The sequence below is a fragment of the Pseudomonas cuatrocienegasensis genome, from assembly GCF_900110925.1.
Classification (GTDB): domain Bacteria; phylum Pseudomonadota; class Gammaproteobacteria; order Pseudomonadales; family Pseudomonadaceae; genus Aquipseudomonas; species Aquipseudomonas cuatrocienegasensis.
Map to the genome: position 1 here is coordinate 283180 of NZ_FOFP01000004.1, position 13671 is coordinate 296850.

The window sequence follows — 13671 nt, forward strand, 5'->3', positions numbered from 1 at the left end:
CCCTCAGGCGTCTACGTGCGGTTACTGCAGCATATTCATGGCCGCTTCCATGGCGCTGGACAGGTCTTCATCGGCCTGCATGTCCACGTTCGGGTCCAGGCCCAGTTTGCTGAACGCCGGGATGCTCGACCAGTCCAGCTGGGTATAGGGGTGTTCGCTGCCGAGGAAGCTCTGCAGTGTGGCGACCTGGACGATATCCACGTAGTCGACCTTGGCGCTGTCGCGCTGGAAGTCGAGGTACTGGCTCGGCACTATGGCGATCAGTTCGGGGAATTCCCAGGCGCGCAGAATTCGATCGCCGATGATCGGGTGAATCTGCTCGATCACGTGGTTGAGGCTGATCGAGTCGGCCAGTAACTCGTTGTGCTCTTCGGCGTAAGTCAGGATCGGCAACACGCCAATCTGGTGCACCAGGCCGGCGAGGGTGGCCTGGTCGGGCATCAGGCGGGTGTAGTGCTTGCACAGGACGTGGCAGATGCCAGCGATTTCCGTGCTCTTGTTCCACACTTCACGCATCTTGCGATCCACTACATCGCTGGTGGCCTGGAACATCTGCTCCATGGCCAGGCCAGTGGCCAGGTTGCAGGTGTAGTTGATGCCCAGACGGGCAACGGCCATCTGCAAATCGGTGATTTCCTTGTTGGTGCGCAGCAGTGGGCTGTTGACCACCTTGATGATGCGCGCGGTCAGGGCGGCGTCGTTGCCGATCACTTTGCTGATCTGGGGAATGCCGATATCCGGGTCTTCCGCCGCTTCGCGGACCCGCAACGCCACTTCGGGCAGCGTTGGCAGCACCAGGTCATCGTTTTCGATAGCCTGGATCAGTTCCTGTTGGACTTTTTCGGCAAGCTTGCTCATTGGGCTTCTCTGCTGAGGTGCGTGCGTTGAGTGTAGTCAGCGCTGAATTTCACGGTTGGAGTCGAGGGTGTAGGGCAGGTCAAGCAGGCTCAGGCTCGGACCGTCGAGCGTGCTCAGGTGCAAGCGGCCGTCATTGACGGCATCTTCCTGGAGGACGGCCAGCAGTTCGACCGTGTTTCCAGCTTGGGCTGCCAGCACCACTTCGCCGACCGCGCTGCCATGTACCGGCGAGTATAGGGGCGTGCCGGGCGTCGGGCATATCTCGGCCGCCAGGTGCAGGCGGTAGAGGCGGCGCTTGAGTTTGCCCAGGTACTGCATGCGCGCGACGATTTCCTGGCCGGTGTAGCAGCCTTTCTTGAAGCTGACCCCATCCAATGCCTGCAAATTGAGCATTTGCGGGATGAACAGCTCGCGGGTCGGCTCGAATACTTGACCGACCCCGGCGCGAACCTGGGCCAGTAGCCAATCGTTGAGCGGGTCTTGCTTGAGCAGGCTGGCCAGTTGCGTTTGCACGGCTGCACCGCGTTCGGCAGCTACCCAAAGCTCGCAGCGACCATCGTCCAGGCGTATGGCGCGTATGCCGTCGGCCAGCACCACGCTCCCCGTCGCCTGGGGCAATGGCAGACCCAGGGTTGCCAGCGCTTCATCGGCCTGGTTCAGGCCAAAGCGCACATAGTCGGCACTGGCGTCGGTCAAGGTGGACTTGGAGAACACCGCGTATTTCTTCAGGTCTGCCAACTGGCTGGCCACAAGCCCGGCATCCATGGCCAGCAGGTAGCCATCCTCTATCGCGACGATACGAAAGCTCGACTGCATGCGGCCCTTGGGCGTGCAGCGGGCGCCCAGGCTGCTGTAGCTGGCGCTCAAGTAATTGAGGTTGCAGGTCACCTGACCCTGGAGGAATTTGCTCGCATCGACGCCGCGGACGGCAAGGATGCCCTCGTGGCTGAGGGGGCAGAAAAAGGCGCTATCGACCATGGCAGTGCGGTTTACCGGAGGAAAGTCAGGCGCCCATCATAGAGCCCGGCTCCCTGCTTGTCAGCGCCGCTGTGTTCGCGCAGGCAGAAGTCAACAGGGACGCTGTTCGCCGCTATACTGGCGGCCCTTTCGCAGGAGCCGGTCATGGTCGATAACGTCGAAACAACAGAACTCAATCGCCTTTTCTGGCACAGCCGTCGCGGCATGCTGGAACTGGACGTGCTTTTGGTGCCCTTCGTCCGTGAGGTCTACCCGACCCTGGATGCCGAGGACCGTGAACGCTACCGCAAGCTGCTCGAGTGTGAAGACCAGGACATGTTCGGCTGGTTCATGCAGCGCGATGAGCCTGAGGATGCCGATCTAAAACGCATGGTTCGCATGATTTTGGACCGTGTCCAGCCCAAGTAAGCCGTTCGAGTGTCGCTGGCGGCCGTCAGTCATTCTCTTGGTGCTTTACCTGACTGCCCTGGGGTTGGCGTTGCTGAGTGTGGCGCTCATCGATATTGCGCCAGGCTGGCGTCTTATGGCGTGGGCGGCGTGCTTCGCTCATGCGCTTTGGGTGCTGCCGCGCTACGTGCTGCTCAGCCATCACCAGGCCTTTCTCGGTCTGCGTCGCAATGAGGCGGGCTGGGCGCTCTGGCGTCAGGGAGAGGGTTGGCTAGCGGTGCAACTGCGTCCCGACAGCCTGGCACTGCCCTGGGTTGTGGTGCTGCGCTTTCGTATTCCCGGTGAGCGCTTTAGTCGTGGCCTGTGCATCGCACGCGATGCCTTGCCGGCCGAGCAGCACCGGCGCTTGCGCGTGCAGCTGAAGTTCAGTCGCCGAAGGTGGGCGGCAGCAGAATAGTGTCGAGCGCCTCGGGCAGCATGTCCGGATAATCCAGGGTGTAATGCAGGCCGCGGCTTTCGCGGCGCAGCATGGCTGAGCGAATCATCAGCTCGGCAACCTGGGCCAGGTTGCGCAGCTCGATCAGGTCACGGCTGACACGGTAGTTGCTGTAGAACTCATCGATTTCGTCCAGCAGCAGGCGCACGCGGTGTTCGGCGCGCTGCAGGCGCTTGTTGGTGCGCACGATGCCCACGTAGTCCCACATGAAGCGCCGTAACTCATCCCAATTGTGCGCGATGATCACATCCTCGTCGGAGTCGGTCACCTGGCTGGCGTCCCAGACGGGCAGGTCAGTCGGCACCTGGATCTGCTCTAATTGCGCGACGATGTCGGCAGCCGCCGAGCGGGCGTAGACGAAGCATTCAAGCAGGGAATTGCTGGCCATACGGTTGGCGCCATGCAGGCCGGTGAAACTGGTCTCGCCGATCGCATAGAGGCCCGGCACATCGGTGTGACCGTTCTGATCGACGACCACGCCGCCGCAGGTGTAGTGCGCAGCTGGCACCACGGGTATGGGTTGGCGGGTGATGTCGATGCCGAAGTCGAGGCAGCGTTCATAAACCGTGGGGAAGTGGCCTTTGACGAAGTCGGCCGGCTTGTGGCTGATGTCCAGGTAGACGCAGTCGATCCCCAGGCGTTTCATCTCGTGGTCGATGGCACGGGCGACGATATCGCGCGGTGCCAGCTCTGCACGGCTGTCGAAGCGCGGCATAAAGCGCTCGCCGTTGGGTAGCTTGAGTAGGGCGCCTTCGCCGCGCAGGGCTTCGGTCACCAGGAAGCTTTTGGCCTGCGGGTGATACAGGCATGTTGGGTGGAACTGGTTGAACTCCAGGTTGCCCACCCGGCATCCGGCGCGCCAGGCCATGGCGATGCCGTCACCGCAGGCACCGTCGGGGTTGCTGGTGTACAGGTACACTTTGGCGGCGCCCCCGGTGGCGAGAATCACGAAGCGCGCGGCGTAGGTGTCGACCTCGCCGCTGTTGCGGTTCAAGACGTACGCGCCCAGACAGCGCTGGCCGTCGAGGCCCAGCTTGCGCTCGGTGATCAGGTCGACTGCAACGCACTGCTCAAGCAGTTCGATGTTGCTGCGCTGTTGCGCCTGTTCGAGCAGTGTGCGAAAAATCGCGGCCCCGGTGGCGTCCGCTGCATGAATGATGCGGCGGTGGCTATGACCGCCTTCGCGGGTCAGGTGAAACTCGAAGCCGCCATCTTCCCGGCTGGTCTGGTCGTCACGGGTGAAAGGCACGCCCTGATCGATCAGCCACTGGATCGCTTCGCGGCTGTGCTCAACAGTAAAACGCACGGCATCTTCACGGCACAGACCGCCCCCTGCATTAAGGGTGTCTTCGACGTGGGATTCAATCGTGTCGGTGTCGTCCAGCACCGCCGCCACGCCGCCCTGGGCCCAGTAGGTCGAGCCGTTGGCCAGGGTGCCCTTGCTCAGTACGGCGATACGCAGGTGCGTGGGCAGGGTGAGCGCCAGGGTCAGGCCGGCAGCACCGCTGCCGATCACCAGGACATCGTATTGAAACTGTTGGCTCATTTCCGGATTCCGCTTAAATGCGGCCACTAGTATATAGAGGGGCCGAGCGGCACAATAGCGTGCTTATGACCTGCTTGGATCATCCGGAACTTTCTTAGTCTGCCGGGTTCCATAGAAGGTTGCCCAAGATAGGGACGAGGCTCGCATGCCGTCCGCTTTGTCGGTTTTCCGGCAGGGGCAGGCAAGCGGGCAATCTAATGACGATAGGCGCAGCAGGCGATATGCGATTGCTGCGTCATTTCCGTGCGAAGCGAAAAGACGCTTTGTGGGAAGTTTGCTTGGAGGGTAGAACTTTTGCGCAACGCCCGAGTCTATGTTGGCAAGCCGATTCACTGGCTGGCGCAATGCTCCTCCAGGCTCTACGAGGAGTGTCCATGCTAACCCAGGAAGAAGATCAGCAGCTGGTCGAGCGCGTACAGCGTGGTGACAAGCGAGCATTCGATCTATTGGTACTGAAGTATCAACACAAGATTCTCGGGTTGATCGTGCGTTTTGTGCACGACACTCACGAGGCTCAGGATGTCGCTCAGGAGGCCTTTGTGAAGGCTTACCGAGCGCTCGGGAATTTTCGCGGTGATAGTGCGTTCTATACGTGGCTATACCGAATCGCCATCAACACGGCAAAGAATTATCTGGTGTCGCGAGGTCGGCGGCCGCCAGACAACGATGTAAGCGCTGAGGATGCAGAATTCTACGATGGCGATCATGCCCTCAAGGATATCGAGTCACCAGAGCGAGCGTTGTTGCGGGATGAGATCGAGGCCACCGTGCATCGCTGCATCCAGCAACTGCCAGAAGATTTACGAACGGCGCTAACGTTACGTGAATTTGATGGTCTGAGTTATGAGGACATTGCGAGCGTCATGCAGTGCCCCGTTGGTACCGTGCGTTCCCGGATCTTTCGGGCTCGTGAGGCCATTGATAAATCCCTGCAGCCCTTGTTGCAGGATGCCTAGCTAAGACAGCGGCGACAGCCAAGAGAGGAACCGCCATGAGTCGTGAAGCCCTGCAGGAATCGCTGTCCGCGGTGATGGATAACGAAGCGGATGAACTTGAACTACGACGTGTGCTCGGTGCGAGCGATGCGACTGAGATGCGTGCCACCTGGGCGCGTTATCAGGTAGCACGTGCAGCGATGCACAAAGAGTTGCTTGAGCCGCGTCTGGACATCGCTGCGGCCGTTTCTGCCGCATTGGCCGATGAAGCGACTCCGGTTGCCGACAAGGTCGTACGTGGCCCATGGAAGATGGTTGGACGTTTTGCCGTTGCTGCTTCGGTCACGGTAGCGGTTCTCGCCGGTGTGCGCCTCTACAACCAGGACGAAGTGACAGGTGCGCAGATGGCGCAGCAGTCGCCTCAGCCTTCATTGGTAACCCCGCAGTTGCAGGGCCCGGCTATGCTGGCTGGCTTCAATGCTTCCGGCGAGCAGGAAACTGCACCGCAAAAGGCTGAGCCGACCTGGCACGAGCAGCGTCTGCCAGACTACCTGCGTCAGCATGCTCAGCAAGCGACCATGAACACTGAAGGGGCGCTGCCGTATGCTCGCTCTGCAAGTATGGAAGAAGATCGTTAAGTCTTTGCGTTCATGTTAAGGAGCAGGAGGCGCATGCGTTTTATTCCCTTGGCCTCCGTCGTACTCGGCAGCTGGCTGGCGCTGCCGGTCGCGGCTGCCGATGCGCAGCCATGGCTGCAGCGTCTTGCTGCAGCGGAGCAGTCGCAAAGCTTTCAAGGCCATTTCGTTTACGAGCGTAATGGCAGTTTCTCCACCCACCGTATCTGGCATCAGGTTGGCGCTGATGGCGTCGTCCGTGAGCGTCTATTGCAGCTTGACGGTCCAGTGCAGGAAGTTGTTCGCGTTGGTGGTCAGGTGCAGTGCTCCAGCAGTGCGTTTGCCGATCAAGCCGCCGATACCCAGATTTGGCCGGTGCGGCCTCTGAATATTGCGCAAGTTGGCGAGTCCTATGATGTGCGTGTGGTTGGCGCTTCGCGTGTAGCCGGGCGTGAAGCTGTGGTCCTGGGTTTGATCCCGCGTGATCAGCATCGCTATGCGGTGGAAATGCACCTCGACGAGGCGACTGCGCTGCCGCTCAAATCGCTGTTGCTCAATGCCGAGGGGCAGTTGCTGGAGCGCCTTCAGTTTTCCGATCTGCAATTGGTTGAGAGCGCCGAAGCTGATTTGCATGCCAGTGGCGAATGCAAACCCATGCAGGTCGTGGAGGCCAGGTCGTCTGTGGCTGACGCCTGGCGAGCAGACTGGTTGCCGGCAGGTTTCGTGCTAAAGGCTGTCACCGTTCGGCCCAGCTCCATCTCTGCTGAGTCGGTCGCCAGCCTGGTGTATGGCGATGGATTGGCCAGCTTTTCCGTATTCCTCGAGCCTTTGGGCGGCGCTGCTGTTGAAGAGGCGCGCAGCCAGTTGGGCCCTACCGTAGCCGTTTCGCGGCGGTTGTCCACGGTCGAAGGGGATGTGATGGTCACGGTCGTGGGCGAGGTTCCTCTAGGCACTGCCGAGCGTGTAGCCCTTTCTATCCGCAGTACAGTGGGTGAGGCGAGCGCAGTTCAATGATCGAAGAGTCGGGGCGGGTGGTAGCGGTCGAGCCCGGCGCGGTCTGGGTTGAAACGCTGCGTAAAAGCACTTGTTCCTCTTGTTCTGCACGTGCCGGTTGTGGTCAGGGGTTGCTCGGCGAATTAGGCCTGGGGCAGCGTCGCGGCCACATGCGCGCGCTGTCTGATCTTTCTCTTTGCATAGGTGATGCTGTGGTCATCGGGGTTCGTGAAGACCTGTTGGTGCGCGGCTCGCTGTTGGTTTATCTCATGCCCTTGCTTGGCTTGTTCGCCGGCGCTCTGCTGATGCAGAGTACCGGTGCTGCCGAGCCGTGGGTGATAGTCAGTGGTTTTGCCGGGATGCTCCTGGCTTGGTACGGTGTACGCAGGCGCAGTGCTCTCACGGCGCATGATCCGGCCTTGCAGCCGGTTGTGGTGCGCAGGGTGCAGGCGGCTGCAATCGCTGCAGTTTGAGTCTTTGCCTTATCTGGATGGGGAGTCGTATGTCTTTGCCTAGCCTGAAATTATCGTTAACCGCCTTGTTGGGCGTCTTGATGCTGGGGCAGGCCGCTATTGCCAGCGCCGAGCTTCCGGACTTCACTGATCTGGTCGAGCAGGCCTCGCCTGCCGTGGTCAATATCAGCACGCGCCAGCATCTGCCCGAGCGTGCCGTGGCTGGCAGTGGTCAGCCGAATATGCCGGATCTCGAAGGTTTGCCGCCGATGTTTCGCGAGTTTTTCGAGCGCAGCATTCCGCAGGCTCCTCGAGCGCCAGGCGGGCGTCAGCGTGAAGCGCAGTCGCTGGGGTCGGGTTTCATCATTTCCGCAGACGGCTATGTGCTGACTAACAACCACGTTGTGGCCGATGCCGATGAAATCATCGTGCGCCTGTCCGATCGCAGCGAGTTGGAAGCCAAGCTGATTGGCGCCGATCCGCGCAGCGATGTGGCATTGCTGAAGGTCGAGGGCGAGAACCTGCCGACCGTCAAGCTGGGCAAGTCCGAAGACCTCAAGGTGGGTGAGTGGGTGTTGGCCATCGGCTCGCCATTCGGTTTTGACCATTCGGTGACCGCCGGCATCGTCAGCGCCAAGGGGCGCAGCTTGCCGAACGAGAGCTATGTGCCCTTTATCCAGACCGATGTGGCGATCAACCCGGGCAACTCCGGCGGGCCGCTGTTCAACCTGGCGGGCGAGGTTGTGGGCATAAACTCGCAGATTTTCACGCGTTCCGGTGGCTTTATGGGCCTGTCCTTCGCCATCCCGATGAGTGTGGCGATGGATGTTGCTGACCAGCTCAAGGCCACTGGCAAGGTTAGCCGCGGCTGGTTGGGTGTGGTGATTCAGGAAGTGAACAAGGATCTGGCGGAGTCTTTTGGCCTGGATCGTCCTGCCGGTGCCCTGGTGGCGCAAGTGCTTGACGATGGCCCGGCAGCCAAGGGTGGTCTGCAGGTGGGCGACGTGATCCTCAGCCTCAATGGTCAGCCGATCGTCATGTCGGCGGACTTGCCACACCTGGTCGGTACGCTCAAGGCGGGCAGCAAGGCCGAACTCGATGTTGTGCGTGAAGGTGCCCGGCGCAAGCTGTCGTTGACCATTGGTGCTTTGCCGGAAGATGGTGATGAAGTGGCCAGTGCCGGCTCGTCTGGTGCAGAGCGCAGCAGCAACCGCTTGGGTGTAAAAGTGGCCGAGCTGACCGCTGAACAGAAGAAGAATCTCGATCTGCGCGGTGGTGTGGTGATTTCCGAAGTGCAGGGCGGTCCGGCGGCGCTGATTGGCCTGCGTCCTGGCGATGTCGTGACTCACCTGAACAACCAGGCGATTGATTCGGCCAAGACTTTCACCCAGGTGGCAGAGTCGCTGCCGAAGAATCGTTCGGTCTCGATGCGTGTGCTGCGTCAGGGGCGTGCGAGCTTCATCACGTTCAAGCTGGCTGAGTAAGTTTGGCTGGCCAGGCCTGAACACGTAGCTCAGGCCTATTTGGCAGAGGTTGTTGCACTGAAAAGGGGCGATCAAGATCGCCCCTTTTCATGTCCGGCTATCCTGCTCAGGCGTGACGGGTGCGCCGCCGATCAGGTACACTTTGCGGCTATTTTCGGCGGGCAGTCGCCTGCGACTTTTTAGAGTGTTGTCCTGTGAGTGACCTGAGTCATATCCGCAATTTCTCCATCATTGCCCACATCGATCACGGCAAATCCACCCTGGCTGATCGGTTTATTCAGATGTGTGGCGGCCTGGCCGATCGTGAAATGGAAGCCCAGGTTCTGGACTCCATGGATCTTGAGCGTGAGCGCGGGATTACCATCAAGGCTCATAGCGTGACCCTGTATTACAAGGCGCGCGACGGCAAGACCTACCAGTTGAATTTCATCGATACCCCTGGGCACGTCGACTTCACCTATGAAGTCAGTCGCTCCCTGGCGGCCTGTGAAGGCGCGCTGCTGGTGGTCGATGCGGGTCAGGGCGTCGAGGCGCAATCGGTCGCCAACTGCTACACCGCCATCGAGCAAGGCCTCGAGGTCATGCCGGTACTCAACAAGATCGACCTGCCCCAGGCCGATCCGGACCGGGTCAAGGAAGAAATCGAGAAAATCATCGGTATCGATGCTACTGACGCCGTCACCTGCAGTGCCAAGACTGGCCTGGGTGTCGACGAAGTGCTCGAGCGTCTGGTGCACACCATTCCTGCGCCGACCGGCGATATCGAGGCGCCTTTGCAGGCGTTGATCATCGACTCCTGGTTTGACAACTACCTGGGCGTGGTTTCCCTGGTCCGTGTGCGTCATGGACGGATCAAGAAGGGTGACAAGGTGCTGGTGAAATCCACCGGCAAGATTCACCTGGTCGACAGCGTCGGCGTGTTCAACCCGAAGCACAGCGCTACGGTTGATCTTAAAGCGGGCGAAGTGGGCTTTATCATCGCCGGCATCAAGGATATTCACGGTGCGCCAGTGGGTGACACCCTGACCCTGAGCTCGACCCCCGATGTTGATGTGCTGCCAGGTTTCAAGCGCATCCAGCCGCAGGTCTATGCCGGTCTGTTCCCGGTGAGTTCCGATGACTTCGAAGACTTCCGCGAAGCCCTGCAGAAGCTCACGCTGAATGACTCATCCTTGCAGTACACCCCGGAAAGCTCCGATGCCCTGGGCTTTGGTTTCCGCTGTGGCTTCCTCGGCATGCTGCACATGGAGATCATTCAGGAGCGCCTGGAGCGCGAATACGACCTGGATCTGATCACCACCGCACCGACAGTAATTTTCGAGTTGCTGCTCAAGACAGGTGAAACGATTTACGTCGATAACCCGTCAAAGCTGCCGGATTTGTCGTCGATTGAAGACATGCGCGAGCCCATCGTACGCGCCAATATCCTGGTGCCGCAGGAGCATCTGGGTAACGTGATTACCCTGTGCATCGAGAAGCGTGGCGTGCAGCACGACATGCTGTTCCTCGGTTCGCAGGTTCAGGTTACCTACGACCTGCCGATGAATGAGGTGGTCCTGGATTTCTTCGACCGCTTGAAGTCGACCAGCCGCGGTTATGCGTCGCTGGACTATCATTTTGATCGTTACCAGTCGGCCAACCTGGTCAAGCTGGACGTATTGATCAACAGTGAGAAAGTCGACGCCCTGGCGTTGATCGTGCATCGCGACAACGCGCACTACAAAGGCCGTGCGTTGACCGAGAAGATGAAAGAGCTGATTCCGCGACAGATGTTCGATGTGGCAATCCAGGCCGCCATTGGCGGGCAGATTGTGGCGCGCACCACTGTCAAGGCGCTGAGAAAGAACGTACTGGCCAAGTGTTACGGCGGCGATGTAAGCCGTAAGCGCAAACTGCTGGAGAAGCAGAAGGCCGGTAAGAAACGCATGAAGCAGGTCGGTAACGTGGAAATTCCACAAGAAGCCTTCCTCGCTGTGCTCAGGTTGGATAGTTAGGTCCTATGTCGCTAAATTTCCCGCTGTTGCTGGTAATCGCTGTCGCCGTCTGTGGTGCGCTGGCGCTGTTCGATCTGGTCTTTTTGGCACCGCGCCGGCGCGCGGCTATTGCCAACTACCATGGCCAGGTCAACCAGCCTGACGAAGCGGTGGTCGAGCGCCTGAACAAAGAGCCCTTGCTGGTTGAGTACGGCAAGTCGTTCTTTCCGGTGCTGGCGATTGTCCTGGTGCTGCGCTCGTTTCTGGTCGAGCCGTTCCAGATTCCGTCGGGGTCGATGAAGCCGACGCTGGAAGTGGGCGACTTCATTCTGGTCAACAAGTTTGCCTATGGCATTCGCCTGCCGGTGCTGGATACCAAGGTGATCGACGTGGGTGATCCGGCGCGTGGCGATGTGATGGTGTTCCGCTACCCGAGCGACCCGAACATCAACTACATCAAGCGTGTGGTTGGCCTGGCCGGCGACCATATCCGCTACACCAGCGACAAGCAGCTGTTTATCAATGATCAGCCGGTGGCTCAGCAACTGCTGGGCGAAGAACCAGGCAGCCTGGGCAGCGTCACCCTCTACAACGAAAAACTGGGTGAAGTGGAGCACCAGATCCGCAAGGAAATGAATCGCTACCGCGTCGAGCCGGGCAAGGAGTGGGTGGTGCCGCAAGGCTACTACTTCATGATGGGCGACAACCGCGACAACTCCAACGACAGCCGCTATTGGAATGACCCTGCCATCCCCAAAGCTCTGCATGGCATGGTTCCCGACCAGAATATCGTCGGCAAGGCCTTTGCAGTTTGGATGAGCTGGCCGGACCCGAAAGTACGCAATCTGCCTAATTTTTCTCGTGTTGGTCTGATTCACTGAGGCAAAACGGGCACCCTGGCACTGTGTAACTCAGTGCCATGGGCTATAACGAGTCGGGTCAGGCCGCAGGCCGACGACGACACAACAACATTGCATGCTGGGGTTCTCCAATGACATTCGCGCGTTCGCAAAAGGGCTTGTCGATACTGAGCTGGTTGGTGGTGTTGGCCGTGGTGGCGTTTCTCGCCAGTACCGCGTTCAAGGTCATCCCGCATTACCTCGACTATATGTCGATGGAAAAAATCATCACCTCGGTCGAGACCGACCGCGCACTGCAGGTGCGTACCGTGGGTGACTTCTATGGGCACGTCAGCAAAGGCATGCAGGTCAACAGCATCCGTGAACTGAACATGCGCGATGCGCTGACCGTGACCGTGGAAAACAATGAGTTTCTCGCCCACCTCAAGTACGAGAAGCGCGAGCCGCTGATCGAGAACCTCGACCTTGTGGTGCATTTCGACAAAGAATTCCGTGTGCGTATGCCGTGACTGCTTCGTTATCCCGCCTCGAGCGTCAGCTCGGTTACACCTTCAAAGACCAGGACCTGATGGTCCTGGCGCTCACCCACCGCAGCTTCGCCGGTCGTAACAACGAACGGCTGGAATTTCTCGGTGACGCCATCCTTAATTTTGTCGCAGGTGAGGCGCTTTTCGAGCGCTTCCCCCAGGCGCGTGAGGGCCAGCTGTCACGCCTGCGTGCGCGTCTGGTCAAGGGCGAGACATTGGCCGTGCTGGCCCGTGGTTTCGACCTCGGTGATTACCTGCGGCTGGGCTCCGGTGAGCTGAAAAGCGGCGGCTTTCGCCGCGAATCCATCCTCGCCGATGCGCTTGAAGCGCTGATCGGTGCGATCTACCTGGATGCCGGCATGGAGGCCGCGCGCACCCGCGTACTGGCCTGGCTGACCACCGAGCTGGATAGCCTGACCCTGGTCGACACCAATAAGGATCCGAAAACCCGCCTGCAGGAGTTTCTGCAGTCGCGGGCCTGTGACCTGCCGCGATACGACGTGGCGGATATTCAGGGCGATCCGCACTGCCGGACATTCGTCGTTGAGTGTCAGGTTTCTTTACTGAATGAAAAAACCCTGGGGCAGGGTGCCAGCCGGCGTATCGCCGAGCAGGTTGCGGCCGCTGCCGCGCTGATCGCCCTGGGTGTGGAGAATGGCAATGACTGATGCACCTGTTACACGCTGTGGCTATGTCGCCATCGTCGGCCGGCCCAACGTGGGCAAGTCGACGCTGCTCAACCATATCCTCGGGCAAAAACTGGCGATCACCTCGCGCAAGCCGCAGACCACTCGCCACAACATGCTCGGCATCAAGACCGAGGGCGAGGTTCAGGCGATCTACGTCGACACCCCCGGCCTGCACAAGAACAACGAGAAAGCGCTGAACCGCTACATGAACAAGAACGCCTCGTCGGCCCTCAAGGACGTCGACGTGGTGATCTTCGTGGTCGACCGCACCCGTTGGACCGACGAAGACCAGATGGTCCTTGAGCGTATTCAATACGTCGAAGGCCCGGTGATCCTGGCGATCAACAAGACCGATCGCCTGGAAGACAAAGCCGAGCTGATGCCGCACCTGGAGTGGTTGGCCACCCAATTGCCAAACGCCGAGATCGTGCCGGTATCGGCGCAGCAGGGTCACAACCTCGATGCGCTGGAAAAGCTGGTGGGCGAGCGTTTGCCGGAAGGTGTGCACTTCTTCCCGGAAGACCAGGTTACCGACCGTTCCAGCCGCTTCTTCGCTGCCGAACTGGTACGCGAGAAGATCATGCGCCAGCTCGGTGCCGAACTGCCGTACCAGATCACTGTGGAGATCGAGGAATTCAAGCGTGATGGGCGCATTCTGCACATCCACGCGCTGATCCTGGTCGAGCGTGATGGGCAGAAGAAGATCATCATCGGCGACAAGGGTGAGCGCATCAAACGCATTGGTCAGGATGCGCGCAAGGACATGGAGGTGATGTTCGACTCCAAGGTCATGCTCAACCTCTGGGTCAAGGTGAAAAGTGGTTGGTCAGACGACGAACGGGCCCTGCGTTCGCTGGGTTACGACAACATCTGATGCAT

General features: G+C 59.8%; 15 protein-coding genes. 12 read left to right on the forward strand and 3 right to left on the reverse strand.

Annotation, left to right across the window (positions count from 1 at the left end; translation table 11 throughout):
* Positions 1-21: 21 nt before the first annotated feature.
* Together BMW49_RS08260 and ygfZ are read right to left on the reverse strand one after the other, a co-directional pair.
* Positions 22-858 carry an HDOD domain-containing protein gene (locus BMW49_RS08260; protein ID WP_069520740.1) on the reverse strand — a complete coding sequence of 279 codons (837 nt, stop codon included), beginning with the start codon at positions 856-858 and terminating at the stop codon, positions 22-24.
* Between the two features lie 36 nt (positions 859-894).
* Positions 895-1836 carry a CAF17-like 4Fe-4S cluster assembly/insertion protein YgfZ gene (gene ygfZ, locus BMW49_RS08265; RefSeq protein WP_069520737.1) on the reverse strand — a complete coding sequence of 314 codons (942 nt, stop codon included), beginning with the start codon at positions 1834-1836 and terminating at the stop codon, positions 895-897.
* A 144-nt stretch (positions 1837-1980) separates the two neighbouring features.
* Here ygfZ and BMW49_RS08270 point away from each other — a divergent pair, with 144 nt between their 5' ends.
* Positions 1981-2244, forward strand: coding sequence for an FAD assembly factor SdhE (locus tag BMW49_RS08270; protein WP_069520735.1), 264 nt, complete (start codon positions 1981-1983; stop codon positions 2242-2244).
* Positions 2228-2680 (forward strand): protein YgfX, encoded by a 453-nt coding sequence (locus BMW49_RS08275; protein WP_069520733.1) that lies wholly within the window; start codon positions 2228-2230, stop codon positions 2678-2680. Before BMW49_RS08270 ends, BMW49_RS08275 begins: the two co-directional genes overlap by 17 nt.
* On the opposite strand, the gene nadB is transcribed toward BMW49_RS08275, so the two are convergent.
* Positions 2649-4265 carry an L-aspartate oxidase gene (gene nadB, locus BMW49_RS08280; RefSeq protein ID WP_069520730.1) on the reverse strand — a complete coding sequence of 539 codons (1617 nt, stop codon included), beginning with the start codon at positions 4263-4265 and terminating at the stop codon, positions 2649-2651. The two genes, BMW49_RS08275 and nadB, sit on opposite strands and share 32 nt — an antisense overlap.
* Before the next feature lie 374 nt (positions 4266-4639).
* Here nadB and rpoE point away from each other — a divergent pair, with 374 nt between their 5' ends.
* The 10 genes from rpoE (at position 4640) to era (ending at position 13666) form a co-directional block, all read left to right on the forward strand.
* The gene (rpoE, locus tag BMW49_RS08285; protein WP_069520728.1) at positions 4640-5221 is read left to right on the forward strand and encodes an RNA polymerase sigma factor RpoE/AlgU; all 582 of its coding nucleotides are present in this window, start codon (positions 4640-4642) and stop codon (positions 5219-5221) included.
* A 35-nt stretch (positions 5222-5256) separates the two neighbouring features.
* Complete coding sequence (locus BMW49_RS08290) at positions 5257-5838, forward strand: sigma-E factor negative regulatory protein (RefSeq protein WP_069520726.1); 582 nt, start codon at positions 5257-5259, stop codon at positions 5836-5838.
* 33 nt (positions 5839-5871) lie between these two features.
* Complete coding sequence (locus BMW49_RS08295) at positions 5872-6828, forward strand: MucB/RseB C-terminal domain-containing protein (RefSeq protein ID WP_069520724.1); 957 nt, start codon at positions 5872-5874, stop codon at positions 6826-6828.
* On the forward strand, positions 6825-7280 hold the full coding sequence (locus BMW49_RS08300) for a SoxR reducing system RseC family protein (RefSeq protein ID WP_069520722.1): 456 nt from the start codon (positions 6825-6827) through the stop codon (positions 7278-7280). Before BMW49_RS08295 ends, BMW49_RS08300 begins: the two co-directional genes overlap by 4 nt.
* Before the next feature lie 80 nt (positions 7281-7360).
* Complete coding sequence (locus BMW49_RS08305) at positions 7361-8743, forward strand: DegQ family serine endoprotease (RefSeq protein ID WP_371850890.1); 1383 nt, start codon at positions 7361-7363, stop codon at positions 8741-8743.
* Between the two features lie 194 nt (positions 8744-8937).
* Entirely contained in the window at positions 8938-10737 is a 1800-nt protein-coding gene (lepA, locus tag BMW49_RS08310) for a translation elongation factor 4 (RefSeq protein WP_069520717.1), read from the forward strand.
* 5 nt (positions 10738-10742) lie between these two features.
* Positions 10743-11597: a signal peptidase I gene (gene lepB, locus BMW49_RS08315; RefSeq protein ID WP_069520715.1), complete on the forward strand. Its 855-nt coding sequence runs from the start codon at positions 10743-10745 to the stop codon at positions 11595-11597.
* 110 nt (positions 11598-11707) lie between these two features.
* Entirely contained in the window at positions 11708-12085 is a 378-nt protein-coding gene (locus BMW49_RS08320; protein ID WP_069520713.1) for a DUF4845 domain-containing protein, read from the forward strand.
* A complete protein-coding gene (rnc, locus tag BMW49_RS08325; RefSeq protein ID WP_069520711.1) occupies positions 12082-12771 on the forward strand; it encodes a ribonuclease III in 690 nt (229 codons plus the stop codon). Before BMW49_RS08320 ends, rnc begins: the two co-directional genes overlap by 4 nt.
* Entirely contained in the window at positions 12764-13666 is a 903-nt protein-coding gene (gene era, locus BMW49_RS08330) for a GTPase Era (RefSeq protein WP_069520709.1), read from the forward strand. The genes rnc and era overlap by 8 nt, the downstream gene beginning before the upstream one ends.
* Positions 13667-13671 lie beyond the last annotated feature (5 nt).